The sequence below is a fragment of the Herbidospora sp. NBRC 101105 genome (assembly GCF_030269205.1).
In the GTDB taxonomy this organism is placed as follows: domain Bacteria; phylum Actinomycetota; class Actinomycetes; order Streptosporangiales; family Streptosporangiaceae; genus Herbidospora; species Herbidospora solisilvae.
In genome coordinates this window covers 174,137-199,184 of the sequence record NZ_BSSX01000002.1, presented here as the reverse complement: position 1 = coordinate 199,184, position 25,048 = coordinate 174,137, and the positions used below count along the sequence as shown (strand labels likewise).

The following is a 25,048-nucleotide window of genomic DNA, read 5'->3' as shown; positions in this document are numbered from 1 at the left end:
TATGCTATTCCCTAATTCCAGTAGGTTTTGTATAGAAACCTTGGGGAGGCTTCCGCGAAGATGACGGTCACCGTTCGCGTTCAGGAGATCCGGCGTCCCGCCCTCGTCAGACACGTGGAGTTCGACCGCCTGACCCATCTGGTCCGGGTCGCGCGCGACCGCCACGGCCGGGTCGCCGAACTGACCGGCGACCCCGGCGCGGGCAAGTCGTGGTTGCTCGACGGCCTCGCCGCGGGGGCCCGCAGGGACGGCGTCACGGTGTGGTCCGGCCGCTGCTCCGAAGCCGGGGCCGGCCAGCCCTTCCACCCCTTCCTCCAGGCCCTGGCCGCCTGGCGCGGGCCCGGGGGCCGCATCGTGCCCGCCGCCGCGACGCTGATCGACGTGCTCGGCGCGGCCGGGGACGCCGGGACCACCTCGTTCGACGGCCGCCACCAGCTCTTCGTCACGGTGCGCCGGGGGCTGGCCGACTGCCTGGCCGCCGCGCCCGGCGACGTGCTGCTGCTCCTCGACGACGTCCACTGGGCCGATCCGCTCTCCGTCGCGCTGCTGGAGATGCTCATCCGGCGTCCCGTCGACGGCCCGCTGACCACCGTCGTGGCCCACCGGCCCCGCCAGTCGCCGGTCCGGCTGCGCTCGGTGCTCGACCTCGGGGGCGTCGCCTCCGTCGCGCTGGGGCCGCTGAGCTACGGCCAGTCGGCCCGGCTGCTCGACGGCCTGGCGCCCGAGACGCTCCAGAACCTGCACGACGACGCCATGGGCAACCCGCTCTACCTCACGGCGCTGGCCGGTCAGCAACGCCCGGCCGACGACGGCGGCCCCTGGACCCGCGGCAGCCTCGGCGCCCGGCTCCTGGCCGAGACCGAGCCGCTGCCCGAGGGCGCCCGGCTGGTGCTCGACGCCGCGGCCGTGCTCGGCGACGTCGTCGACGTCGGCGCGGTGGCCGCCGTGGCCGGGGTCGACCGCGACGTCGCCTGCCGGGTGCTGACCGAACTCCGGCGGCGCGACCTGATCAGGCCCGTCCCGGGGAGTCCCGGCACGCTCACCTTCCGCCACCCGCTCGTCCGGCTCGCCCTGTACGGCGCCGTCGACCCCTGCTGGCGGTCGGCGGCGCACGGCAGGGCCGCCCGGCACCTGTCGGCCACCGGAGCGCCGCCCGCCGAGGTGGCCCGGCACGCCGAACGCTCGGGCATCCTCTCCGCCGACCCCGCGCTCCTGGTGGCCGCCGTCCACGACGCGCTGCGCCACGGCCGCCCGGCCGAGGCCGCCCACTGGGTGAGCTCCGCGCTGCGGGTGCACCGCGCCCACGGCGTCGAACCCGGCCCCGCGTTGTGGCGGCCGGTCGTGCGCGCGCTGGCCGCCACGGGCGACGCCGCCGGGGTGCGTGAGCTGGCCAGGCAGGTGCTCGGCGGCCCGGCCGGCGCCCGCTCCGTGGCCTTCCTGTCGTCGGTGACCGCCGCGCTCGGCGACGCGGGGGAGGCGCAGGCGCTCGTCCTGGCCGAGCTGACCGCCCGGGGTGACGCCGATCCGGCCGCCCGCGCCCTGCTGAACGTGCAGGCCCAGTTCTCCAAGGTGCTGGCCGGGCAGACCCCGGCCCGCGCCGACGTCGAGGCGCTGGCCCGCGACGCCGCCCACGAGGACCGTGTCACGAGGGCGGGCCGGCTGGCCCTGCTCGGCATGTGCATGGTCATCGGCGGTCACACCGTACGGGCCGCCGAGCCGCTCCGGACCGCCGCCCGGCTGCTCGACGGGGCGGAGACGCCGGCGGGCTCCCGGGAGGGCGGCCACCTGCTCGTGCTGGCCTGGGCCGAGGCGCTCATGGGGTGGTACGACCAGGCCCGTGTCCACGCCGAACGTGCCCTGTCGGGGGCCCGCGAACGCGGCGAGGCGCACCTGATGGCCCCGCTGCTGGGCACCCTCGGCTACATCCTGTACCACATGGGCCGGCCCGCCGACGCGCACACCGTGTCGCTGGAGGCGCGCTCGGTCGCCCACCGCATCGGCCGCGACGACCACGTCGGCCTGGCCGACGCGCTGATCGCCGCCTCCTGGGCCCGGCTCGGCCGCCCCACCCTGCCCAACGGCCGCGACGACGACCCCGTCGCGGCCAGGACCCCGATCAACGCCCTGCTGTTCGCCGAGGCCGCGCTGACGGGCGGCGAACCCGGCCGCGCGCTGGCGCTGCTGCTCCCCTACGAGCCGGAGCCGGGCGACCTGCCCGAGCAGGTGCCCGAGCCGGTCCAGGTCTACGCGGCCTGGTGCTACGAGCTGCTGGCCGCGGCGACCCTGCGCGCCGACGACGGCCAGCACGCCCGCGTCGCCCGCTGGGCCGAGGCCGCCGCCGACGCCGCGGTCGCCGTCGGGCTGCCGGAGGCCGCCGGATACGCCCGGCTCGCCAAGGGCCACGTGTTCGCGCGGGCCCGCCGGTGGGAACCGGCCGCCCGCTGCTACGAGGAGGCGCTGGCCCTGCTCGGCGACGGCCCTCCGGGGGGCGCGCGGGCCCGTGACCTCGCCCGCGCGGCCGTCCACCACCTGGCACTCGGCCCGCAGGCCGGCCTGGGCGAGCTGACGAGCCGCGAACGCGAGGTGGCCGACCTCGCGGGAGAAGGCCTGAAGACCAAGGACATCGCCGAGCGCCTGCGCATCAGCCCCCGCACGGTCGACGTCCACCTCAACCGCATCTACGCCAAGCTGGGCGTCGGCTCCCGTGCCGCGCTGGTGCGCCTGCTCAGCGTGTCGGAACCGCCCGGACCAGGTCCGCGATGAGGCGCGCCGTGCCGGGGGCGTCGTCGGCGATGAAGAAGTGGCCGCCGGGGAACACCCGCAGGTCGAACCCGCCGGTCGTGTGGTGCCGCCAGGCCGCGACGTCGTCGACCGGCGCCTCCGCGTCCCGTTCGCCCGCGAAGGCGGTGACCGGGCAGGAGACCGCCGCGCCCGGCGTGTCGCGGTAGCCCGCCAGGGCCAGGTGGTCGGCGCGCAGCGCGGGCAGCACCAGCTCCAGCACGTCGGGGTCGGTGAGGCGGTGGGCGTCCGTGCCGCCCAGCGCCCGCACCCGCGCCACGAGGGCGGCGTCGCCCGACGGCTCGGGGGAGGGCCGCCACCGCGACGGCGCGCGGCGGCCCGAGAGGATGAGACGTGCGGGCGCGCCGGGCCGGCCCTCCAGCCGGGCCGCGACCTCGTAGGCGAGGGAGGCCCCCATGCTGTGGCCGAGGAACACGCGCGGCCGGGCCGGCGGTCCGGCGAGCACCTCGGCCAGCCGGTCGGCCAGCGTGTGCAGGTCGGTCACCGGCGGTTCGCGGTGGCGGTCCTGGCGGCCGGGATACTGCACCGCCAGCGTCTCGATCCCGGGGGCCAGCAGCGCCGACAGCGGATACCAGTACGCCGCCGCGCCGCCCGCGTGCGGAAAGCAGACCAGCTCCGCCGCGGCCGAGGGGCTCGCGTGGTAGCGCCGCAACCAGATGCCGGCGGCGGACGGGGTGGTCAACTGGCCGCCCGCAGGTCGAGCAGGGCGTCGGAGGTCAGGATCGCGTGGTGCAGCCGCCGCAGCGCCGGGCACGGCTGCACCCCGAGCTCGGCCTGCAGCACCTGCTGCGCCGTGCGGTAGACCTGCAGCGCGTCGGCCTGCCGCTCCGACCGGTAGAGGGCCAGCATGAGCTGCCGGTAGAACGACTCCCGGAGCGGGTGCTGCGTGATCAGGCCGTTCAGCGGGCCGATCACCTCGCGGTGGCGTCCGAGCGCGGTGCGCGCCTCGATCGAGAGCTCCAGGCAGTCGAGCCGCTCCTCCTCGGCCCACGCGGCGAACGCGGCCAGCACCGGCCCCTCGGGCAACTGGTCGAGCACCGGCCCGCGCACCAGCCGCAGCGCCTCCTCGAACTGGGCGAGCGCCTCCTCGTACCGCCCGGCCTGGAGGTAGAGCCGGCCGTGGCCGACGGCCCGCTGGAAGTCGGCCACGTCGTACTCGGCGTCCCGCAGCCGCAGCACGTAGCCGGACGACCGGGTGACGATCGCGTCCCCCTCGCCGTGCCCGGCGGCGGCCAGGAACTTGCGGAGCTGGGAGATGTAGACGTGCAGCGCCGCCGAGGCCCGCTGGGGCGGCGACTCCCCCCACAACTCGGTGATGAGCTGCTCCTTGGTCGTGACCCACTCCGCCCTGACGAGCAGGATGGCCAGGGTCGTCTCCATCTTCGGAGCGCTGAGGAAATGGGACTCCCGGCCGTCGGACACACGGAGCGGCCCAAGCAGTTCGTAACGCATCGGCACCTCTGGCGGCAGTGGACTGATGTCCTCCACCCTGTTCGGCCGGGCCGCTCCGCACATCAGCGAAACTACGTATATCCCCTAAAAACCTACGTATTTTGTAGGGAAATCAGAGCAGGGCGGCGGCCGCGCTTTCCAGCGCCGCCAGGTGCTCGTCGACGGTGCGCAGGCCCGCGTTCATCGTGTTGACGCTGACGTGGGTCGCGCCGTGCGCCCGCCACCGCCCGGCCGTCTCGGCGAGCGCGTCCTGGTCGGGGGTCCACCGGAGGCGGCCGTCCATCCCGATGGCGGCCGGGTCGCGGCCCGCCTCGGCGGCGGCCCGCTCGACGGCCGCCTTCGCCTCCTCCAGGCCGGGGCCCGGCTCCATCTGCGGGAACCAGCCGTCGGCCAGCCGGCCCGCCCGCCGGTACGCCGGAGCGGACTGCGCCCCGAACCAGATCGGGATCGGCCGCTGTGCCGGCAGCGGGGCCAGCCCGGCCCCGGTCACCCGGTCGAACTCCCCGTCGAAGCTGAGCGACCGCTCGGTCCAGAGCCGCCGCATCAGCGCGACCTGCTCCTCGATCCGCCGCCCCCGGGTGGTGAAGTCCTGGCCGAGGGCCTCGTACTCGACCCGGTTCCAGCCCAGCCCCACCCCGAGCCGCAGCCGCCCGCCGGTCAGCAGGTCGACCTCGGCCGCCTGCTTGGCCAGCAGCGCGGTCTGCCGCTGCGGCGCGATGATGATCGCGCTCACCATCTCCAGCGAGGTCAGCGCCGCCAGGTAGCCGAACAGCACCATCGGCTCGTGGAAGGCGGTGTCCACGTCGTAGGGGCCCTCCCATCCTTCGTGGACGTCCGGATCGGCCCCCAGCACGTGGTCGTACGCCATCACGTGCCGGAACCCGAGTTCCTCCACCCGCTGCCCGTAGGCGCGCACCGCGCCGACGTCCGGGCCGATCTCGGTCTGGGGGAAGACGACGCCGATCCGCATGTCCGCTCCTTCGCATGGCCTTCGCATGGCCTGATGTCGATCATCATTCCGCGTTCGGGTCAGGCCATACCCGCCAGCTTGTAGAGGACCAGCGACCCCGCGACCGCGACGTTGAGGCTGGCGCCGATCCCGATCATCGGGATCTCCACCACGTCGTCGAGCAGGTCGAGGGCCTCCGGCGGGATGCCGTCCTGCTCGTGCCCCAGGACGGCGACGGTCGGCCGCCGCGCCATCGGCAGGTCGGCCAGCCTGATCGCGTTCTCGGCCAGCTCGACCCCGAGCACGTTCGCCCCGGCCGCCCGCCGCTCCGCGAGCCACGAAAGGGGCCGCACCCAGTGGACGCAGGCCGGCCGCCGCAGCGTGTTCCCCCGGGCCAGCGCCTCGGGCACCCACGGCAACCGGGGCACCGCCAGGCAGGCGCCCACGGCGTCACAGGTGCGGAGCAGGGTGCCCAGGTTGGCGCTGTGCAGGGGCCAGAGCGGGGCGGCGTACAGATGCCCGAGACATCCCGGCGGACGACGGCGCCGCTGACCGCGGAGATCCTTCGGGGTCCGCGTGCGGACGCTCATGACATCGCGCGGCGCACTCCCGCGGTGGTGTGTTCATCCATGAGAAGGGCGTTTCGTCGGCACGCCCGGAGCCATCGAAGAAGGTCGAAACCCGACCACCCGATCGTACCGAACCGTCATCTCCCGCGCACGACCACGATGGGGCAGGGCGCGACGTGCAGCAGGGCCTGGCTGACCGACCCCAGCACCATCCCGGCCAGCACCCCGCGTCCCCGCGACCCGACGACCAGGAGCCCGGCCTGGGCGGCGGCGTGACGCAGCACGTCCACCGGGCTGCCCTCCACCACCTCCGTCCGCACCCGGACGTCCGGGAAGATCTCCCGGCGGCCCGCCAAGGCCTCGGCCAGGGCCCGTTCGCTCGCCTCCGGCCCGCCGAGGGGGTCGCGCCAGTTCCACGCGGTGACGGCGCGCAGGTCGGCGTCGCGGACGGCGGCCTCGCGGAAGGCGAAGTCGAGCACCGCGGTCTGCGCCGCCGACCCGTCGACCCCGACCACGACCTCGGGACGGGGATCGGCCGCCGAGGCCCGCACCACGACCACGTCGCAGTGCGCGTGCCCGGCCACGCCCAGGGCGACCGACCCGACCAGGAGGCCACGCAGCGACCCCATGCCCGAGTCGCCGACGACGAGCAGGTCGGCGTCCTCGGAGACCTCGATGAGCTCCCGCCGGGGATCGCCGCCCAGCAGGGAGGTCTCGACGGCGACCGTCCCGGCCACCCGCCGGGCGGCGGCCGCCGCCTCCGCCAGGGCGCTCTTGCCGCCGTTGCGCATCCACGCCCCGATGTCGGCGACCGCGCCGGTCGGGCCGTCGTGCAGGCACCACGCCGGGACGACGTTCACGAGCCGCAGCGGCGCCGCGCGGACGACCGCCTCCCGGGCCGCCCACTCCACCGCCAGCACACCGGGCCGCAGCCCGTCGACCCCCACGACGATCACGGTGTCCATGTGATCACACCGAGTGGCGGACGTCCGGGACCTGCGAGTCGTCGTCGCGCACGCCGTGCCGTGGTGCAATGTGATCGGTTCGCGACCCCCCACCTTCGGAGAGGCGTCATGCGTACACGAGGAGTGCTCTCAGCCGTTCTGCTCGCGGTCCTGTTCACCGCCCAGCCCGCCCACGCCATCCCGGCGAAGACCCCGCCGCTGTCGACGCCGTGGACGAGCCAGGCCCTCACCGGAACGCCCCTGCCCGACTACCCCCGCCCGCAGATGACCCGCCCCGACTGGCAGAACCTCAACGGAGAGTGGCAACTACGCCAGTCGGCCACCGATGACGCCCCGCAGTTCGGCGTCACGCTGCCCGAACGCGTCAACGTCCCGTTCGCCGTCGAGTCGGCCCTCTCGGGTGTCATGCGCCCGGCGAACGACAACCGCTACTACCTCTTCTACCGGCGCACCTTCACCGTCCCGCCGGCCTGGACCGGCCGCCGGGTGCAGCTGCACTTCGGCGCGGTCGACTGGGAGGCGAGCGTCTGGGTCAACGGCCGTGCGATGGGCACCCACCGGGGCGGCTACGACCGCTTCGAGTTCGACGTCACCGACGCGCTCAACGGCGGCGTCAACGAACTCGTCGTCAAGGTGTACGACCCCACCGACTCGGCCCACAACGGCAGCCACCCGCTGATCGGCAAGCAGACCCGCACCCCGTCGAACATCTTCTACACCCCGGTCTCGGGCATCTGGCAGACCGTCTGGCTCGAACCCACCCCCGCGGCCTCGATCTCCGGCGCCGACCTGTACGCGAACCTCGCCACGAACTCGCTCCGGGTCCGCGTCCTCACCCGGGGGAACGTGAGCGGCCACACGGTGCTGGCCGAGGCCATGAACGGCACGACCGTGGTCGGCACCGCCACCGGCGGCTTCACCGAGTTCAGCGTCCCGGTCCCGGACGCCCGCCGCTGGACCCCCGACGACCCCTTCCTCTACAACCTGCGCCTGACCCTCCGGAACGCCTCGGGCCAGACCACAGACCGGACGACGCACTACTTCGGCATGCGCGAGGTCGGCACCCGCGTGGTCAACGGCGTGCTGCGCCCGACCCTGAACGGCGAGTTCGTCTACCACCTCGGCACCCTCGACCAGGGCTACTGGCCCGACGGCCTCTACACCGCCCCCACCGACGCCGCACTCGCCTTCGACCTGCAGAAGCACAAGGACCTCGGCTTCAACATGATCCGCAAGCACATCAAGGTCGAACCCCAGCGCTGGTTCTACCACGCCGACCGCCTCGGCCTCCTGGTCTGGCAGGACATCCCGTCGATGACGGCCGCCAACAAGGACGTCTCGCCCGCGGCCGCCGCCCAGTTCGAGACCGAGGCCCGCGAGATCGTCGACGAACACCGCAGCTCACCGGCGGTCGTCACGTACGTGCCGTTCAACGAGGGCTGGGGCGAGTGGAACCTGACCGACACCCGGCGCGTCATCCAGAACCTCAAGAACCAGGACCCCACCCGCCTGGTCAACGGCCACAGCGGCTTCAACTGCTGCGCCAGCCTGGGCGACCCCGGCAACGGCGACATGATCGACTGGCACGCCTACACGGGCCCGGACGCACCCGACCCGTCCGCGACCCGCGTCTCGATCCTCGGCGAGTTCGGCGGCCTGGGCCTGCGCACCCCCGGCCACGAGTACAGCCCGCACGGCGGCTTCTTCGCCTACGAACAGCAGTCCAGCGCCGCCCAGCTGAACGACCGCTACACCGGCATGGTCCGCGACCTGCGCGAACTCGTCGTGAAGAAGGGCCTGAGCGGCTCGGTCTACACCGAGATCACCGACCTGGAGGGCGAGTACAACGGCCTGCTGACCTACGACCGCCGCGTCCAGAAGGTCGACACCGCCCAGGTCCGCGCCGCCCACCAGTCCCTGCTGGCCGTGGCCGGGAACCAGAACGCGACCCCCAACCTGAAGATCGGCCACGTGAGGTCGTTCCGCGTCACCACGACGGGTTACACCGACCGCTACCTCCGCCACGCGAACTCGCTGGCCCGCACCGACGTCCTGACCACCGGGAGCGGAGACGGCCCGCGCCAGGACGCCTCCTTCCGCACCGTCCCCGGCCTGTCCGACCCGCGCTGCTACTCCTTCGAGTCGGTCAACCAGCCCGGCCGCTACCTGCGGCACGCCGCCTCGATCGTCCGCCTGGACGCCGACACCGGCGGCACCTTCGCCGCCGACGCCACCTGGTGCTCCCGCCCCGGCCTGGCGGGCGGCGGCACGTCGTTCGAGTCGGCCAACCAGCCCGGCCGCTACCTGCGCCACGCGAACGCGCAGGTCCGCATCGACCCCGACACCGGCGGATCCTTCGCCGCCGACGCGACCTGGGACGTCTCGGCTCCGGCGTTGTGGCGCAGCAGCACCCTGCTCCCGGTGGACGTCCGCCGCTCCCTCCAGGTCCAGACCTGGGGCTTCACCAACCGCTACCTCCGCCACGCCGACAGCCTCGGCTTCACCGAGGTCGTGGACGCGGGCAGCAGCACACTCCTGAAGAACGACGCGACGTGGACGATCCGCCGCGGCCTCGCCGACACGAGCTGCTACTCGCTGGAGTCGGTCAACTATCCGGGGAGATACCTGCGCCACGCGGCCTCCCGCGTGCGGATGGACGCCCACGACGGCAGCGCCCTCTTCGCCCAGGACGCGACGTGGTGCGCGCGGCCCGGACTGCAGGGCGGGGGAGTGACCCTGGAGTCGATCAACTTCCCCGGCTCCTACCTGCGGCATTTCGACGCGCAGGCCTGGTCGGCCAACGGGACGGGCGGGTCGTGGAACCGCCCGCAGACCCTGACGGCCGACAGCACGTGGAATCTGGCGAATCCCTGGGCACCGATGTAGAGAACCCGGCGGTGGCTCCGACTCACCCTCGGAAGCACACCGAAGGAGAGACGACATGAAGTTCCTCTTGATCATGCACATGAACCCGCGCCTCTGGGACGGCCTCACGGAGCAGCAGCGTGAGGAGGTGATGGCCGGCCACGGAGAGTTCATGGAGGCGATCACCAAGTCCGGTGAGATGGTCGGCACCGCCGCCCTGGCCGACCCGGCGCAGAGCGCCGTGGTCACCGTCCGGGGCGGCATCCCGGTGGTGACCGACGGTCCGTTCCTGGAGACGAAGGAGTTCTTCGGCGGCTACTACATGGTCGAGGTCGAGAACCGGGAACGGGCGCTGGAACTGGCGGCCCTCATCCCGGACGCCGGCGTCGAGGGAATGGGCGTGGAGGTGCGGCCGGTGGTCTTCGCGCAGTGACGCTGCGGGGCCTCCCGGACGACCCCGGGAGGCCCCTCGCCGTCAGGCGTCGAGCGTCCGGCGCAGGGCGTCGAGACCGCCGCTCAGCACCCGGTGGACGACCTCGACCGCCTCCTCTTCGCTGACGCCCTCCGGGGTGAACATGCCCGTCCAGTCGACACGTGACCTCTCCGGTTCGCCGGGCACCTCGTGGACCGCGATGGTGGCCCGGTAGTCCCGCACGGGCAGCCGCAGCTCGCCCGCGGAGTAGCCGTAGGTGCGGGCCCGCTCGTCGAAGTGCTGCAGGCGCTCGACGATGACGACGCCGTCCCTGGTGGTGAGCCTGCGCACGCGGCCACCTTCCAGGAGTTCGCTGCCCGTGATGGAGGGCAGCCAGTCGGGTAACGAACCGAAGCCGCCCATGAGCCCCCAGACACGGTCGGGGGAGGCGGCGAGGTCGGCGGACGCGGTGGTGCTGGCCATGGTGGTCTCCTGGAGCCGGGGGCGCTGCGGCAGAGTGCGCTCCCGTGAGTATCGATTCCTCCTTGACAGGAGAAAAGGGTCATGGCGAACCTGGACCACCTTGATCGACAACCCTGGCCCTGGAGTCGTGACGCCGGATGGAATTCCACGTACTGGGGACGTTGCAGGTCATCCGGGACGGCGGTGAGGTCTCCCTCGGCGACGCCCGCAAGCTGCGGCTGACGCTCGCCGTCCTGCTGGCCGGGGCCGGGCGGCCCCACTCGGCCGAGGCGCTGGTCGAGGCGGTCTGGGGCGACCGGCCGCCCGCCTCGGCGCGGCACAACCTCTACCTGTACGTCCACCGGCTGCGCCGGATCCTGGGCGACGACGTCGTGACACGCGGGCCCGGCGGCTACACCCTCCACGCCCCCGGGCTCGACGCCCGCCGCTTCCGCGACCTGACGGCCCAGGGTGAGGCGGCGCTGGAGGCCGGAGAGGCGGAACTGGCCGCCAAGAGGCTGGGCGAGGCCCTGCGGATGTGGCGGGGCGAGGCGTTCGAGGGGTTCGCCGACTGCCCGCCGGTCGCCGAGGCCGCCGGCGCCCTCGAAGAGGCCCGGCTCGCCGCGGCGGAGTCCTGGGCGGCCGCGATGCTGCGGGCCGGTCGTCCCGGTGAGAGCGTCGCCGAGCTGACCGAGCTGGTCCGGCGGCATCCCTTCCGCGAGGGGCTGCGCGGCCACCTGATGCTGGCGCTCTACCGGTCCGGACGGCAGGCCGAGGCGCTGGAGGGCTTCCACGAGGCCAGGGAGGTGCTCGACCGGGAGCTCGGCGTCGAACCCGGCCTCGATCTGCGGCGGCTGCACGAGGCGATGTTGCGGGGGGACGAGGAGCTGATCCCCCTGCCGTCCGACAGCGGTGAGTGCCCGTACAGAGGACTGGCGGCCTTCCAGGCGGCGGACGCCGCCTGGTTCTTCGGGCGGGAGGCGCTGCGCGACCGGCTGGTCGGCCTGTCGGACCGGCTGCCGCTCGTGGCGGTGTACGGCACCTCGGGCAGCGGCAAGTCGTCGCTGCTGCGGGCCGGGCTGCTCGGGGCCCGGCCGGACGGCGTGCTGGTCACGCCGGGGGAGCACCCGCTCGCCCAGGTGCCGGAGGAGACCGGCGTGCTGCTGGTCGTCGACCAGTTCGAGGAGGTCTTCACCCTCTGCGCCGACGAGGCGGAGCGGCGCGCGTTCGTGGCCCGGCTGCTGGAGCCCGGGCGGCGGGTGGTGCTGGGCGTCCGCGCCGACTTCCTGGGGCGGCTGACCCGCTATCCCGACCTCGTCGAGGCGCTCGTTGGCGAGGCCCAGGTGCTGGTGGGGCCGCCGTCGACGGCCGAGTTGCGGGACATCGTCGTCGGCCCGGCCGCGCGGGCGGGGCTGCGGGTGCAGCCCGAGATGCTGGCCGAGATCGTGGCCGCCGCCGTCGCCGAGCCGGGCGGGCTGCCGCTCGTCTCGCACGCCCTCCTGGAGACCTGGCGGGCTCGCGAGGGCACCCTGCTCAGCCTGGAGGCCTACCACGGCACCGGCGGCGTCGCCGGGGCCATCGCCCAGACCGCCGAGCAGGTGTACGCCGACCTCGGCCCCGAGGAACGCGAGGTCGCCCGGCGCGTCTTCCTGCGGCTGTCGGCCCTGGGAGAGGGCACCGAGGACACCCGCCGCCCGGTCGCCTCCACCGAGCTGGTCGGCATCGCCGCCGAACCGGTGGTCACCGGCGTGCTGCTGCGGCTGGCCGCCGCCCGGCTGGTCACCCTCGGCGAGGGCTCGGCCGAGGTCGCGCACGAGGCGCTGATCCGGAATTGGCCCCGGCTGCGCGGCTGGCTCACCGACGACCGCGCGGCGCTGCTGGTGCACCGGGGCGTCACCGAGGCCGCCCGGCTCTGGGACGACCACCGCCGCGACCCCGGCATGCTCTACCGGGGGTCGCGGTTGTCGTCGGCCCTGACGTGGGCCGAGGAGCACCCGGGCGAGCCGAACACGCTGGAGGCCGCGTTCCTGGCCGCGTCCCGGTCCGCCGAGCAGGCCGAGATCGTCGCGGTGCGCCGCCGCAACCGGCTGCTCAAGCGGCTGGTCGCCGGGATCGCGGCGCTGCTCCTGCTGGCCTTCGTCAGCGGCGGCGTCGCGGTCGGCCAGGGCCGCGAGGCCGAGCGCCAGCAGCACATCGCGGCCTCCGGCCGGTTGTCGCTGACGGCCCGCTTCCTGCTCGACACCGACCCGGGACTGGCGGGCCTGCTCGCCGTCGCCGCCCACCGCCTCACGTCCGACGCCGAGACGGTCGGCGGGGTGCTGAGCGTCGCGGCGGCGGCCCGGCGGCGGGTCGAGGTCAAGCCTGACGGCCCCGGCGTCTACGCGCTGGCGTTCAGCCCCGACGGCGGCATGATGGCCGCCGCCGGGGTCGACGGCACCGTCGCCGTGTGGGACCGGAACCACCGCAGGATCGCCACCCTCAAAGACCATCTGACCGACGTGCCGCTCTACGTCAGGAGCGCCGCCTTCAGCGGCGACGGGCGCTACCTCGCCTCGACCGCCCGCGAACCGGTCGCGAAGGGGGCCCGCGGCTCGGTCGTCGTCTGGGACACCACCACGATGAAGGCCGTCTTCACCGAACGGCTCACCGAACTCACCCCCGCCATGGCCTTCGCCACCGACGGCCGCACGGTCGCGGTCGGCCACGACGACGGTACCGTCGAGATGTGGACGCTGCCCGCCCGCACCCGCCGTTCGATCGACACGGGCGGGCCGTCGATCGGCTCGCTGGCCTTCGGCGCGGGCAACTCGCTGCTGGTCGCCACCGGACCGGAACAACCGGTCGTGCTGGACGTCCGCACGGGCCGCCGCCACGCCGAGGTGCCCACCCGGCGCGTGCACCGGGTGATCGTCTCGGGCGAGACGCTGGTCACCGCCTCCGACAGCGGCGGGGCCAGGTTCTGGCGGCTGACCCGCGACGAGGTCACCTCCCTGTTCGCGCTGCCGACGAGCGGCCCCTACGCGTGGGAGGTGTCCGCCCCCGCCGGCGACCGGGTGGCGGTGGCCGACGAGGACGGGATGATCACCGTCTGGGACCTGATCCGCAAGCGACCCGTGGAGACCTACCTCGACCGCAGCCGCGCCGAGACCCGGGCCCTGGCCCTCAGTGCCGACGGCTCCCGGCTCGCCTCGGGCGGCATGGGCCCGTCGATCGTGATCCGCGAGCACGCGGTCCCGCTCTTCGGCGGCCACGATCAGGCCGTCAACGACCTCCAGATCAGCCCCGACGGCACGACCGTCGCCTCGGCCGGCAGCGACCGGACCGTCCGCCTCTGGGACCTGACCGGGCACCCCCTCGCCATCCTCGACGGACATCCCGACCAGGTCAGGTCGATCGCCTACAGCCCCGACGGCCGCGTGCTGGCGGCCGTCGGCCGCGACCACAGCCTCACCCTGTGGGACGTCCCCACCCTGCGGCGGCTGAGCGAGACGCACTACGCGGGCACGGGCGCCACCACCAGCGTGGCCTTCGACCCCTCGGGCCGCACACTGGTGACGACCGCGATCAGCCGGTTCCGCTGGGACGTCACCGACCCCGCCGAACCCAAGCAGGCGCCGTTCGACGCCCCGCCCTACCTGTCGACCGTGGTCGCCTACAGCCCCCGCGACCCGCTCCTGGTCTCCGTCGGCCCCTCGGACATGCTGCTGCTCTGGAACACCGCCACGGACAAGGAGATCTCCCGGGTACGACCCGGCCACGGGTCGATCCTGGACGTCGCCTTCAGCCCCGACGGAACGATGATCGCCACGTCGGGCGCCGACCGGACCGTCAAATTGCACGACCCGGCCGGCCGGACCGTCGACACCCTGACCGAACACACCGCCCCCGTGCACGCCGTCGCCTTCAGCGCCGACGGACGGCTGCTCGCCTCGGCCGGTGAGGACCGCACGATCATCGTGTGGGACCTGGCCGGCCGACGCCCCTTCGCCCGGCTGACCGGCCCCACCCTGCCCGTCAAGGCGCTCGCCTTCACCCCGTCGGGCGAACTGATCAGCGGCGACGACTCCGGCCGGATCATCCGCTGGTCCCTCGACCCCACCGAGGCGGCGGCCCGGTTGTGCCGGGAGTCCGGACGCGACCTCACCGCCGCCGAGTGGGACACCTACGCCGCCGGGCTCCCCCGCCAGGCGGCCTGCGGCTGATCAGCAGGGACGCAGGCCCAGCGTGTAGTTGCCGATGTCGTTGCTGATGCGGCCGTAACGGACGGGCTCGCCGTCCAGGCGCAGCTTGTAACTGCCGTAGAGGCCGGACACCTTGGCGTACCGCGCGTAGCCGTAGGGGACGGACGAATGCCAGAAGTACTGTCCGGTGCCCACGTCCTGGAGCTTGATGGCCAGGCTCTTGCCCCCCAGCGGGCCTGGGCAGTTCGTGGCGATGATCATGAGGTCGTGGGTGGAGGAGTTGGCCGACACCGTTCCGGTCGTGCAGGTGGTCCAGGCCGGCGGGACATAACAATCTGAACTGGCGGCCATCGCGGGAGGCGCCGCTCCGAGGAGAAGCGCCGAGATCGCCCCCGAGACGACGGCCAGCTTGTGGATCTTTCGCATTCCGCTCCTTCAGGTCGGTTGAGCTGACGGGCGGAACACTGGGCCATCGGCTTATACGCGAGCTATATCGGCTGGTGTCGATGGGTGGAGCCCCCGGTCTTTGCCCGGAGCGGAGTGCCGATCCCGCACCGGCGGGGCATTCTCGGCCTGGTCAGTCCCGCCGCGCCCCTCCCGGGCGGCGTCTGACGGCACCTGATCCACCCGCACCGCCACGACGACCCTCAGGAGAACGACCATGGCATCGACCTCGGTCAGCCGCGTCCTGCCCGCCTCTCCGCAGCAGGTCTGGGACCTCATCGGCGGGTTCCACGCCCTGCCCGACTGGCTCCCGTACATCCCCGAGAGCACCATGCTCGACGGTGGGCTCGTCCGCCGGCTGGTGACCCCGGACGGCGGGGTGATCGTGGAGCGCCTGCTGAGCTTCAGCGACGCCGAACGTCACTACAGCTACGCCATCCTCGAATCGCCCTTCCCCGCCACCGGCTACGTCGCCACCCTGCGGGTCTACCCGATCCCCGGCCGCGCGGACGCCGCCGAGGCGTTGTGGTCCGGATGCTTCACCCCGGAGGGAGTGAGCGACAGGGAGGTGGTCGACCTGTTCACCACCATCTACCGCGACGGCCTGGAGGCCCTCCACGACACGCTGGCGAACCGAACCCCCTGACCGGGGTCACTCAGCGACGGAGATGTACGGTCCCGCCCGGCGGTCGTGCGGTTCGGAGAGGTCGATCTCGACCCCGGGCAGGGCGGCGCGGAGGCGTTCGCCCATGGGCTCGGAGACGAAGTGGTGGTGCAGGTCGAGCCGGCGCAGGTGGGTGAGGGGCTGGCCGGTCAGCAGGGCCTCGACTCCGTCGTCGGTCAGGCTGCCCATGGCCAGGCTGAGCTCCTCCAGCCGGGAGACGACCGGCGCGGCGGCGAGGGCGGCGGCCACCTCGTCCTGGAACTCGCAGTCGCACAGGCCCAGTCGCCGCAGCGCGGGCAGGCCGGTGCCGTCGAGGATGCCTTCGAGGTCGCCCAGCGTCGCGCCGCCGCCGTATTCGGGCGTGCCTAGCCACAACTCCAGGTGCTCCAGCGTGGGCAACTCGCTGTCGCCGATCGCCCGCACGACCCCTTCGGGCAGCCCCCCGGTCTCGAACCGCAGGATCCTGAGCGACGCGTGGCTCACGGGCATCAGCTCAAGGCCGTCACCGCCCCGGACGTCGAGCCGCTCCAGCAGGGGGAACGCCTCCAGGATCGGCGTGATGTCACCCTGGGCGATCCAGGAGATCTGGTACTCGGGATTGGTGCAGCCGAGGAACAACGATCGTAACCGGGGGAGCCGGTGGGCGTTGGCCGCGAGCACCGCGGGCGCGTGGCGGGCGCTGATCCCGGGGACCACGACGGCCCCGATCCGCGACCCGTCGGCGACGGCGAGCAGATCCTCCAGCGCGGCGGCGTATCCGGCCTCGTCGGCCTCCTCGTACATCTCAGCGCCGTGCAGGGGCCAGGCCACAAGGGCGGGATCGGCTTTGACGCGGCCGTTGAGCAGCCGATATCCGGCGACGGGAAGCCCGGCGAAGGTCTCCCGGTGGGCACCCATCCGGTCGATGTCGTAGAACCCGGATTCAGGCACGAACGTCTCCCCGCAGTCGCGCGGGTCGGCCGCTCTCCCGCGATATTGCGCGTCGAGATAGCGGTCGTGCTCACGGTCGTCGGCGTACCACTCGTCGCCCTCGAAGATCATGCGCCATCCTTACCAGGAATGGCCGACAATTCGACGGTGAGAAGACCGGCCGTCTGCGCCGCCCTGCTGACGCTGGTGGCCTGCGGGCCCAGCCATGAGGATCTTGTCCTGCGCTCCCTTCCCGAACTGGAACGGGTGGCCGAGACGATCGGCCCCGACGCCTCCGGAAAGCGCACGATCGCGGGGATCGAGTTCCTGGACGTCTACCGCTTCCGCGACCGCGTCTACTTCGTGACGGGCGAGGCCGTGGAGGGAGTGGACCCCTTTGGCTATGTCTGGAGCCCGAAGAAACCACCGGCCCACGAGATCAACGGGGGCGCCGCCTCGACCTTCGAACATCTGCGGGGCGAGTGGTACAGCTGGAGCGCCAGCTACTGAGCCCAGATGCGCCGGTGAGTCGGCCGGGCAACACTGAGGGCGAGCACGTACGTGCTCGCCCTCAGTCGGGCCGCCGCTCAGGAGCCGATCCGGGCGGTCGCGGCCACAGTCACTTGCCGCGCACGACCCGGATCGTCTTCGACGTCGTGATCGGCGCGAGCGAGCTGTCGTCGGTGTAGGCGCGCATCGAGTCGTTCGTCACCATCACGGTCACCGTGCCGGGGTTCAGCGCGGTGAGCGTCCGGGTCCGCGGGTCGAGGATCGCGACCCTGCCCTTGCGGAGGGCCGTGTCGATGGCATCCTGCCCGCTGCCGATCGCCAGGTTGGACGAGCCGCTCCAGCCGACCGACATCGGGTACCGCAGCGGCACCACACGCGTGCCCGTCGACACGCCCGCCGGCTGCACGATGCCGCCCGAGAGTTGCGCCGTCTCGTCCACCTCGAGCGAGTCCGGAGTGGTGAGCGTGACGGACTGCGCGAAGGCGCGCACCTCGGCCTCGAGCCACTGCTTGTCCGCGTCCCGCCGCGAGTCGACGGACCAGTTGACCCACCCGGTGAATCCGCCGCGGTCCGGCGTGCCGTACGGGTCCTTGCCCGACGACGGCAGCACCACGTACGGGACGCCTTCGAGGCGGTGGACGTCGGCGATCTGGGCGTGGGAGCCGACCATCGCGGCGCCCTTGCCCGTGGAGTCGCGGAAGTCCGTGAGCATGTTCTCCACGAGCGCGACCTCGTCACGGTCGCCGAGCTGGCTGGAATCGGTCTCGGCGGGGTCGTCCACCGGGTGGTGGGCGAACACCACGACGTTGCGCACCGACGCGTCCTTCTCGGCGTCCTGGAGCGCCTTCTGCAGCATCGGGAGCTGGTCCCACGCCGTCGAGCGCAGCGAGCCGAGCGAGCTGGCGAGCAGGATGAACCGCGTGCCCTTGTGGTCGAACGTCCGGTACGGCCGGCCGAACTCGTTGGTGAAGTTCGTCAGGTCGGACTGGACGTTGTTGAGGCCGTAGGACTCGTGGTTGCCCGGCACGTAGTAACACGGGATCGAGCCGGCGTCCGGGTCCGGCGTGCTGTCCGCCGACGGCTCCCGGCCGACCGGGACGAGGTCGCACCCGGCGTCGGTGAGCACCTGGCGGGCCAGCGTGAGGTCCTGCGGCAGGCCGCGGTCGGTGATGTCACCGTTCAGGATGATCAGGTCCGGTTCCGTCTTGCGGATCCGCTTGACGGCGGCCGTCGCGACCTGGGTCAGCGCCGGGTTGTCGGCCGTGAACTGCACGTCCGACAGTGTGGCGAACCGCCACGTGCCGGGGCCCTCGGGCAGCGAGCCGTCGTCGGAGATCAGCGGGTCGGGCCGGAGGCCGGGCTGGGCGGGCAGGTCGATCGACGTCGGGACGTCGGCCTCGATGCGGTCCAGGACGAACGTGCCGGCCTTCTGCTGGGGGACGCTCGTGTTGATGCCCTGGAAGCCCGAGACCGAGATCGGGAACGGCGTGTTCGCCGGCAACGTGAACGACGCGTACTGCCAGTCGTCGCTCGCGGTCAGGGCGGTGCCGTAGACGCCGGTGCCCTTGCCGGTCGCGTCGGTGTAGGCCAGGTAGGTCAGGCCGTTCGGCACGCTGATGCTCGACTTGATCCGCATCCGCAGGCGCAGCGGCTGGCCGGGCACGCCGACGCGCCGGGCCGCCGACGCCGCCGTGATGCCCACGTTGCGCATCGCGGTGAAGTCGATCCGCAGACCGTCGGGGTCCACCGAGAACGTCGTGGCCGCGGTGCTGTTGTTGCGCCAGCGGGCCAGCACGTCGTCGTCGAAGTCGTAGACCGTCTTGGTCTCCACGCCGACGGTGATTGGCAGCTGGACCGACGTGCCGCCGACCGCGACCGTCAGGATCGTGCCCGCGGCGGTCAGCGGGGTGATCTTCAACTTGCCGTCCACGGACTTGATGTCGACGACGTCGTGGTCGTAGTCGAGCGCGAGGTCCCGCGGGTCGATCGGGGCCGTGTACCCCTGGGCGTCGCGGCCGGTCACGGAGACGGTGACCGCGTTGGCGGGCGTCGCCTCGGCGATCGAAAGTCGCTGGGACGACAACTCGACGCTGCTGAGCGGGTCGAGCACGGTGACCTTCGCGGGCCGCGCCACCGTGGGACCCACCCGAGCGTCGACGGTGATCCGGCCGTTCGGCTCGGCCGGCGCCACGAGTGTCCCGCCTTCGACGGACCCTCCGTTGGCCGACCACCGTACGGACTCCGGGTCGACGCTCACCGGCGTCAGGTGGTCGTCGACGCCGTCCGCGACGAGCGGAAGGTGCAGTCCCGGGAAGACCTTCAGGCCGCCGTCGGCCGACGCCGCACCCGGCGCGGGCCGGATGAGCAGCTCGTGCAGCCTGCCGTCGCCCTTCGCGACGAACACGCCGACGCCGTTCGGGTCGTTGCGCTCCCGCCCGTCGGACGGGACGTTGCGGACGGTCGCCTCCTCGCGCCCGAGCGCGCGGGCGACCATCGTGGTCGAGCCGCCCCCGTCGAGGTTGACCGCGGTCTCCACGCCCATCGCGACGAGGTCACGCGCCTCCTTGTCGATCCCGACGCCGCCCTTGCCGGTGCCGCCCGGCCCGTCCCAGGTGGCGAGCACGAGCGTGCGACCGCCGTCCTTGAAGCCGAGCGCGGTGCGCGGGGCGATCGAGGGGTCCAGGCCGCCGACGACCCGGCCGCCGGTGACGATGGTGCCGCCGTGGCCGAGCGCGAACTTCATCGTCTTCGCGACGTCGTCGGCGAGCTCGTAGCTGAGCGTCACCGGCTCGCCGGGCCGCAGCGCCCGGATCGCGGTCGCGGCGGCACCACGCCCGACCAGCACGAAGCCGTCGTCCGGGATCGCCCCAGACCCCGCGGGACCGGCAGGCGTGACCGACACGACGGACCCGTTCTGCACCAGCACCTCGGCGATCTGGTCGTTCGCCACGCCCGTCAGGCCGCGGTTACGGCTGTAGTCGCCCCACGCGGACGTGAACGCGATCAGGCCGTCCGCGGGCACCCCGCCGCCGTTCGCGGCGTTGACCGACAGGACCGTGTGGTCCGCGCCCGCGAAGTTCGCGGCCGCGTCGACCATGAGGTTCACGAGCTGGGCGACGCCGTCCTTGCTGACGCCGACGTGCTGCCGGCCGCCGATGTCGGCGGTCTTGACGAGCCGCCCGTCCTGAATCTCGCCACCGAGCGCCGCGTTGGAGTTGCCGATGTCGAAGAACTCGCCATTGACACCCGCGACGGCCCCGGCCTTGTTGGCGGCCACGCTGAGCGGCCCGCCGAACGCGACCGGTCCGGCGGTCAGCAGATCGGTGCCGACCGCACTGTTGGACAGGTCCACGCTGAGGAACTGCGCGTCGTACCAGCCCTTTTGGTCGACCGCCTTCACGTGCCGTAACTCGATCCCCGGACCGATCTTCTCAGTCGTGTTGATCAGGGGAATTCCGCCGGTCACCGGCGCGGGCGGACCGCCGTCCGCGTAAGCGGCGGCCGGCGCGACCGCCAGCGTGCTCGCCGCGGCGAGCGCCACCAGCAGCAGCTTCGTACGTGGATGGTTCGAGACCATCGATTTCATCGGTACCTCGGGTCAAGTGATGACACGGGGGAAACACCCCCGCTGCGCCCAGTTGGATCAAGGGCACAAGCACCTGATTGAAGAGATCACCGAAGAAGCCCTGGTGACGCCACTACGAGCAGGCAATGAAGCCTGGCGGAAGAGGCGTCGGCCGGCATCGCTGAAGATGACCGGCGGCGCACAGCAGGCTCGGGACCGGATCAGCTCGATAGGGCGTGTGGTCAGCGGATAGACACCACGAATCTGAACGAGACCGGCGTGCTCACCAGCGGACGCAGGCTGCGTGTCCTGGATCCGGCGTAAAGATCATGCGTGGATCCCGTGCTCATCCCCCGTACGGCCGAGTGATGATCTCCAGGTTGTGGCCGTTGGGGTCGGACCAGTACAGGCCGCGACCGCCGTCGTTGGTGTTGATCTGATCCGGCCGCTGGTGGAACGGGTCGGCCCAGAAGGTGAGCCCGCGGCCCTTGATCCGGTCCCGGATCTGGTCGAACTCCTCCTCGGTGACCAGGAAGGCATAGTGCTGGGGATGCACGGGACCGTCGGTTCCGGCCACGTCGAGGGACACCTCGTTGCCGAGGTCGACGACGAGGAACGGCCCGAAAGCCGTCGCGGGCGGCAGACCGAGAATCTCCGTCAGAAACGCGGCGGTCTCCTCACGGTCACGGGCCGCCACGATGGTGTGGTTCAACCGCACTGACATATCGATCTCTTTCCCAGATGGTCCCCGACCACAGGGGGGATATGGCAGAGGCCGCGTTGTCTTCGCCTTCTCATCTTCATGGTAGGAGGGCCCGTCAGGCCGGGTGGGACCAGCCGGGGCACAACAGTTCCGGTTCCGACAGCCCACCACCACGACCGAGCCGCCCCGCAGTTCGCCGTCCGACCGCGCGCTATTCCACTGACATGACCAGCGCCGATCTCCGGGTGACGTGCTCGCCCATTGATCCGGATCCGCCCGGACGGCGACGCGGCGGGATTCACCCGCGCCCGCCCCGATCCCCGGGCACCCAAAGCGCGTCCCACCTGGGCATATATCGCGTCTATACCAGACGATCCGATGCTCAGCGCGAGTCCGTGGTCCGCACCGGAGCGCCACGGCCGATTCAAGGGGAAGGACGAGGAGTGATCGAAACTTCCGATGCCCGTGGTCTACCTGACCGCATGGCCCAGGTCCCGCACCGCCGCTGGGTCACCCTGCTCACCGCGCTGGCTCTGCTCATCGCCGCCGCGACGGCCGCGGTGGGTGCTGCGGGACCGGCGTCCGCGGCCGCCGGCCCGATCAGCTGGTACTGCAGCCAGGTGACCGAGACCCCGCACGCCGGCGGCAGCTCGATCGAGTTCCGTGGCCACATCAACTGCAACAGCGAAATGTTCAACCGGGTCGAGATGACGGTCATCGCGTACCGCGACGGCAGCATCGTCAGCCAGCGCACGACCACCTGCTACTACCCCACGGTGGGTTACTGCTTCGCCAACCTGTGGGTCTCTGACCCGGCCGGTAACCAGCGTTACTGCAACTACGTCAGCAGCTGGGTCTGGCTCAAGAACGGCGCCTCCGGCAGCTTCCAGGGCAAGAGCTGCGAGGACTGGACCACCCCCTGACCGACGAACAGGTGCGGTGCCGGAGTTGTCCGGCACCGCACCCTGCACGGGCCGCATTGTCGCGACCTGATCTCAACGGAATCCAGACATGTCACTAACCAGTGGTCGCGCCCGCGGATTCGTTGGGGGTGGCGGTCGAGCCAGGCCGTAGTGTCGCCGAGGCAGAGGCCGCAGGCGCAGCCGAGGGCTTCCTGCGGGGTGCCGACCGGGTAACCGCTGGGCAGGACGGACTTCTCGTAGTCGTCGTGGCCGGCGCGGTAGACAGCGAAGCCCCAGCTGGTGGCGGATCCGGCGTAGCGGATCCGGCAGAGCGGCAGGATGGCGCCATCGGGGAGCCGGCCGGAGACGTAGGCGAACTCGCCGTGGTAGCGGACGGTGATGCCGGCGAGCTGAGGCCAGCGCTGGCGTGCCCTCGCGGCCAGGCGCTGGCGCAACGAGGTCTGGTGGCCTTGCCATGCGGGCCATCGTGCCCTACCGATCTGGCCGCACCCTTGGCGAGGCTGAGCGCGCTGAGCTGGAGTCCCTGTCCCGGCGCGCCTCCGCGCCGTTTCGCCTCGTGCTTCGATCACAGATTGTGCTGCTCGCCGCGGCGAACCGGGTGATCGCGGATCGGCTGCGCATCTGCCAGGACACGGCCCCGAAAAGGGCGGCGCCGGTACTGTGAGCGGGGCATCGAGGGATCGGCCGACGCGCCGCGCCCCGGCAGGCCGCGCGTGTTCTCCGCCCGCGTTGTGGACGAGGTGAAGGCCCTGGCGTGCGAACTGCCGGCATCGAGCGGAACGCCCCTGTCGGCGAGATTGATCGCAGACAAGGCGAAGCGAGGCCTGTCGAGGGAGCGCGAGGGGCGGAGCCGCTCGCAAGGAGCGAGAGCGACCCGGAGCACCAGCGACGTCGGGAGCGCGAAGCGGGCCGGGGGAGCGTGAGGGGGCGAAGGCCCCTGACATCGGGAATTCGGGGGGTCGTCCCCCCGTATAAAGGAAGGAGACCCGTGGCAGATGCCCAAAGGGCATCAACCACAGCTCTCCACAGAGCACGATCACCGGCCGTCACGGCCTGCCTGAAACCGTCACCCAACGCACAGTACCTCCGTCGGGAGTCGCACGGCCTATGTCGGGGCCGCTCAGCCCAGGGTGGTCCCTGTTTACTCTGCGACGGCCGGAGTCGGCTGTAGGTGGGGCGTACGGACGGCTTTGCGGGCCGGGGCGAGGGCGGCGGCGAGGGCGGCTCCGAGCAGGAGGAGGGTCAGCGCGGAGAAGCTGTGGGTGTAGCTGGAGTCGTACGGCAGGCCGGAGGGCTGGAGGTGGCTGGTGACCAGGAGACTGGTGATCGCGGTTCCGATGGCGCCGCCGACGGAGCGGAGGTTGGTGTTCATGCCGGTCGCGGCGCCGGTCTGCTCGGCAGGTACGCCGCTGACGATGAGGTTGGCCATGGAGGCGAAGGCGAGACCGACGCCGAGGCCGAAAACGCCCGCCGCGACGGCGATCTGCCACTGCTGGGTGTGCCACAGGGCGAGGATGGCGCAGGCGACCGCGGCGGAGACGGCCCCCGAGATCAGCAGGCGTCTGGCGTCGACCTTGGGTTCCAGGCGTCCGCTGACCACACCGGCGACGAACATCGCGATCAGCATGGGCGACATGAGCAGTCCGGACGTGGTGACACTGGCGCCGAATCCGTAGCCGGCGGAGCGGGGTGTCTGTACGAAGCCGGGCAGGAACGACCAGACCGACGACAGGCCTGCGCCGAACAGCAGAGCGGCGGCGTTCGTGGTCCACACGGACCGCACGCGCATGATGCGCAGGTCGATCAGCGGGCTGCGGGAGTGGGACTCCGCGAACAGCCACAGGGCGAAGAGCGCGACGGCCGCGGCGAACAGCGCGATCACAGCAGCGGAGCTCCAGCCCCACCGGCTGCCGCGGCTGACCGGCAGGAGCAGCGCGACCAGCCATCCGGACAGCAGCACCGCGCCGGACCAGCTGACCCGTCCCTTCGCTCGTCGGGGCGACTCGGGGACATAGCGCAGGGCCAGCAGGGCGGTGACGGCGACGATGACGACGGGAAACCAGAACAGCCAGCGGTAGTCGAGCCCGGCCACGATGGGACCGGCAGCGACTATGCCGACGCCGCCGCCGGCGGCGATCACGGCGGAAAGGGTGCTGATGCTGCCGCTGACCCTGCCGGGTTCGAACTGGTCGCGGATGATGCCGAAGGACAGTGGGAACACCGCGCCTCCGGCGCCCTGAATGACGCGGGCGATGATCAGGACGCCGACGTTCGGAGCGAGGGCGGCGAGCAGACAGCCGGCGAGGACGGTCAGCAGGACTGCGACGAGGGTGCGCTTCTTGCCGGCCAGGTCGCCGACCCGGCCGATGATCGGGGTGCACACCGAGGCGGACAGTAGGTAGGCCGTCATCACCCATGTGGCGGTGGATTGGGAGGTGTGCAGTGCGTGTTGGAGAGTCGGCAGAGCCGGCGCGATCAGTGACTGCAGCATGGAGAACACGCCGGCCCCGCTCGCGAGGACTGCGAAGATGAGGCGGGTGGACTTGCTGGGCATGGGGTTGTCTTTCCGGGGAAACGGGGGCGTCCTGACGACGGCGCGGGGCAGGTCGTGGGTCTCGCGCATGTGGGTTGCACCCTGGTACAGCGATTGCGGGGAGCGGTCACGGCCAGGAGGTG

20 protein-coding genes are annotated in these 25,048 nt (G+C 72.3%); 9 read left to right on the top strand and 11 right to left on the bottom strand.

Annotated features, from left to right (window positions below; all coding sequences use genetic code 11):
• The first annotated feature begins 60 nt into the window (after window positions 1-60).
• Entirely contained in the window at window positions 61-2,763 is a 2,703-nt protein-coding gene (locus QSK34_RS09980; RefSeq protein ID WP_285582450.1) for an ATP-binding protein, read from the top strand.
• Here QSK34_RS09980 and QSK34_RS09975 read toward each other — a convergent pair.
• The 5 genes from QSK34_RS09975 to QSK34_RS09955 all read right to left on the bottom strand — a co-directional run bounded on the left by QSK34_RS09975 (window position 2,726) and on the right by QSK34_RS09955 (window position 6,734).
• Window positions 2,726-3,481: a thioesterase II family protein gene (locus QSK34_RS09975; protein WP_285582448.1), complete on the bottom strand. Its 756-nt coding sequence runs from the start codon at window positions 3,479-3,481 to the stop codon at window positions 2,726-2,728. The genes QSK34_RS09980 and QSK34_RS09975 overlap by 38 nt on opposite strands.
• A complete protein-coding gene (locus QSK34_RS09970) occupies window positions 3,478-4,251 on the bottom strand; it encodes an AfsR/SARP family transcriptional regulator (RefSeq protein WP_285582446.1) in 774 nt (257 codons plus the stop codon). Before QSK34_RS09970 ends, QSK34_RS09975 begins: the two co-directional genes overlap by 4 nt.
• Before the next feature lie 112 nt (window positions 4,252-4,363).
• Window positions 4,364-5,221, bottom strand: a complete 858-nt coding sequence (locus tag QSK34_RS09965) for an LLM class F420-dependent oxidoreductase (RefSeq protein WP_285582444.1) — start codon at window positions 5,219-5,221, stop codon at window positions 4,364-4,366.
• Between the two features lie 59 nt (window positions 5,222-5,280).
• The gene (locus QSK34_RS09960; RefSeq protein WP_285582442.1) at window positions 5,281-5,790 is read right to left on the bottom strand and encodes a TrmH family RNA methyltransferase; all 510 of its coding nucleotides are present in this window, start codon (window positions 5,788-5,790) and stop codon (window positions 5,281-5,283) included.
• Window positions 5,791-5,906: 116 nt separating this feature from the next.
• On the bottom strand, window positions 5,907-6,734 hold the full coding sequence (locus QSK34_RS09955) for a universal stress protein (RefSeq protein ID WP_353051376.1): 828 nt from the start codon (window positions 6,732-6,734) through the stop codon (window positions 5,907-5,909).
• A 108-nt stretch (window positions 6,735-6,842) separates the two neighbouring features.
• Here QSK34_RS09955 and QSK34_RS09950 point away from each other — a divergent pair, with 108 nt between their 5' ends.
• Window positions 6,843-9,620 (top strand): AbfB domain-containing protein, encoded by a 2,778-nt coding sequence (locus QSK34_RS09950; protein WP_285582440.1) that lies wholly within the window; start codon window positions 6,843-6,845, stop codon window positions 9,618-9,620.
• 55 nt (window positions 9,621-9,675) lie between these two features.
• A complete protein-coding gene (locus QSK34_RS09945) occupies window positions 9,676-10,032 on the top strand; it encodes a YciI family protein (RefSeq protein WP_161483974.1) in 357 nt (118 codons plus the stop codon).
• A gap of 42 nt (window positions 10,033-10,074) precedes the next feature.
• Here the strand turns inward: QSK34_RS09945 and QSK34_RS09940 are convergent, their stop codons facing one another.
• Entirely contained in the window at window positions 10,075-10,494 is a 420-nt protein-coding gene (locus QSK34_RS09940) for an SRPBCC family protein (protein ID WP_285582436.1), read from the bottom strand.
• Window positions 10,495-10,631: 137 nt separating this feature from the next.
• Here QSK34_RS09940 and QSK34_RS09935 point away from each other — a divergent pair, with 137 nt between their 5' ends.
• Window positions 10,632-14,675, top strand: coding sequence for an nSTAND1 domain-containing NTPase (locus tag QSK34_RS09935; protein WP_285582434.1), 4,044 nt, complete (start codon window positions 10,632-10,634; stop codon window positions 14,673-14,675).
• On the opposite strand, the gene QSK34_RS09930 is transcribed toward QSK34_RS09935, so the two are convergent.
• Window positions 14,676-15,080 (bottom strand): hypothetical protein, encoded by a 405-nt coding sequence (locus tag QSK34_RS09930; RefSeq protein WP_285582432.1) that lies wholly within the window; start codon window positions 15,078-15,080, stop codon window positions 14,676-14,678.
• Window positions 15,081-15,315: 235 nt separating this feature from the next.
• Between QSK34_RS09930 and QSK34_RS09925 the strand changes: the two genes are divergently transcribed.
• Window positions 15,316-15,744, top strand: a complete 429-nt coding sequence (locus QSK34_RS09925) for an SRPBCC family protein (RefSeq protein WP_285582431.1) — start codon at window positions 15,316-15,318, stop codon at window positions 15,742-15,744.
• A 6-nt stretch (window positions 15,745-15,750) separates the two neighbouring features.
• Here the strand turns inward: QSK34_RS09925 and QSK34_RS09920 are convergent, their stop codons facing one another.
• Window positions 15,751-16,803, bottom strand: a complete 1,053-nt coding sequence (locus QSK34_RS09920; protein ID WP_285582429.1) for an STM4015 family protein — start codon at window positions 16,801-16,803, stop codon at window positions 15,751-15,753.
• 36 nt (window positions 16,804-16,839) lie between these two features.
• Here QSK34_RS09920 and QSK34_RS09915 point away from each other — a divergent pair, with 36 nt between their 5' ends.
• Window positions 16,840-17,181: a hypothetical protein gene (locus QSK34_RS09915; RefSeq protein WP_285582427.1), complete on the top strand. Its 342-nt coding sequence runs from the start codon at window positions 16,840-16,842 to the stop codon at window positions 17,179-17,181.
• Window positions 17,182-17,290: 109 nt separating this feature from the next.
• Here the strand turns inward: QSK34_RS09915 and QSK34_RS09910 are convergent, their stop codons facing one another.
• Both QSK34_RS09910 and QSK34_RS09905 read right to left on the bottom strand, forming a co-directional pair.
• Window positions 17,291-20,767, bottom strand: coding sequence for a phosphodiester glycosidase family protein (locus QSK34_RS09910; protein WP_285582425.1), 3,477 nt, complete (start codon window positions 20,765-20,767; stop codon window positions 17,291-17,293).
• A 325-nt stretch (window positions 20,768-21,092) separates the two neighbouring features.
• Window positions 21,093-21,470: a VOC family protein gene (locus QSK34_RS09905; RefSeq protein ID WP_285582423.1), complete on the bottom strand. Its 378-nt coding sequence runs from the start codon at window positions 21,468-21,470 to the stop codon at window positions 21,093-21,095.
• 461 nt (window positions 21,471-21,931) lie between these two features.
• Between QSK34_RS09905 and QSK34_RS09900 the strand changes: the two genes are divergently transcribed.
• The 3 genes from QSK34_RS09900 to QSK34_RS37745 all read left to right on the top strand — a co-directional run bounded on the left by QSK34_RS09900 (window position 21,932) and on the right by QSK34_RS37745 (window position 23,295).
• Window positions 21,932-22,372 carry a hypothetical protein gene (locus tag QSK34_RS09900; RefSeq protein WP_285582421.1) on the top strand — a complete coding sequence of 147 codons (441 nt, stop codon included), beginning with the start codon at window positions 21,932-21,934 and terminating at the stop codon, window positions 22,370-22,372.
• 454 nt (window positions 22,373-22,826) lie between these two features.
• Window positions 22,827-23,036 carry a hypothetical protein gene (locus QSK34_RS09895; protein ID WP_285582419.1) on the top strand — a complete coding sequence of 70 codons (210 nt, stop codon included), beginning with the start codon at window positions 22,827-22,829 and terminating at the stop codon, window positions 23,034-23,036.
• Complete coding sequence (locus QSK34_RS37745) at window positions 22,981-23,295, top strand: helix-turn-helix domain-containing protein (protein WP_353051386.1); 315 nt, start codon at window positions 22,981-22,983, stop codon at window positions 23,293-23,295. Before QSK34_RS09895 ends, QSK34_RS37745 begins: the two co-directional genes overlap by 56 nt.
• A 218-nt stretch (window positions 23,296-23,513) precedes the next feature.
• Here the strand turns inward: QSK34_RS37745 and QSK34_RS09890 are convergent, their stop codons facing one another.
• Entirely contained in the window at window positions 23,514-24,995 is a 1,482-nt protein-coding gene (locus tag QSK34_RS09890) for an MFS transporter (RefSeq protein ID WP_285582417.1), read from the bottom strand.
• Window positions 24,996-25,048 lie beyond the last annotated feature (53 nt).

Coding starts and splice junctions, on each gene's coding strand:
- QSK34_RS09980 (WP_285582450.1), top strand. CDS start 61: ATGACGGTCACCGTTCGCGTTCAGGAGATCCGGCGTCCCGCCCTCGTC.
- QSK34_RS09970 (WP_285582446.1), bottom strand. CDS start 4,251: ATGCGTTACGAACTGCTTGGGCCGCTCCGTGTGTCCGACGGCCGGGAG.
- QSK34_RS09965 (WP_285582444.1), bottom strand. CDS start 5,221: ATGCGGATCGGCGTCGTCTTCCCCCAGACCGAGATCGGCCCGGACGTC.
- QSK34_RS09960 (WP_285582442.1), bottom strand. CDS start 5,790: ATGAGCGTCCGCACGCGGACCCCGAAGGATCTCCGCGGTCAGCGGCGC.
- QSK34_RS09955 (WP_353051376.1), bottom strand. CDS start 6,734: ATGGACACCGTGATCGTCGTGGGGGTCGACGGGCTGCGGCCCGGTGTG.
- QSK34_RS09950 (WP_285582440.1), top strand. CDS start 6,843: ATGCGTACACGAGGAGTGCTCTCAGCCGTTCTGCTCGCGGTCCTGTTC.
- QSK34_RS09945 (WP_161483974.1), top strand. CDS start 9,676: ATGAAGTTCCTCTTGATCATGCACATGAACCCGCGCCTCTGGGACGGC.
- QSK34_RS09940 (WP_285582436.1), bottom strand. CDS start 10,494: ATGGCCAGCACCACCGCGTCCGCCGACCTCGCCGCCTCCCCCGACCGT.
- QSK34_RS09935 (WP_285582434.1), top strand. CDS start 10,632: ATGGAATTCCACGTACTGGGGACGTTGCAGGTCATCCGGGACGGCGGT.
- QSK34_RS09930 (WP_285582432.1), bottom strand. CDS start 15,080: ATGCGAAAGATCCACAAGCTGGCCGTCGTCTCGGGGGCGATCTCGGCG.
- QSK34_RS09925 (WP_285582431.1), top strand. CDS start 15,316: ATGGCATCGACCTCGGTCAGCCGCGTCCTGCCCGCCTCTCCGCAGCAG.
- QSK34_RS09920 (WP_285582429.1), bottom strand. CDS start 16,803: ATGATCTTCGAGGGCGACGAGTGGTACGCCGACGACCGTGAGCACGAC.
- QSK34_RS09910 (WP_285582425.1), bottom strand. CDS start 20,767: ATGAAATCGATGGTCTCGAACCATCCACGTACGAAGCTGCTGCTGGTG.
- QSK34_RS09905 (WP_285582423.1), bottom strand. CDS start 21,470: ATGTCAGTGCGGTTGAACCACACCATCGTGGCGGCCCGTGACCGTGAG.
- QSK34_RS09900 (WP_285582421.1), top strand. CDS start 21,932: ATGGCCCAGGTCCCGCACCGCCGCTGGGTCACCCTGCTCACCGCGCTG.
- QSK34_RS09895 (WP_285582419.1), top strand. CDS start 22,827: ATGCGGGCCATCGTGCCCTACCGATCTGGCCGCACCCTTGGCGAGGCT.
- QSK34_RS09890 (WP_285582417.1), bottom strand. CDS start 24,995: ATGCGCGAGACCCACGACCTGCCCCGCGCCGTCGTCAGGACGCCCCCG.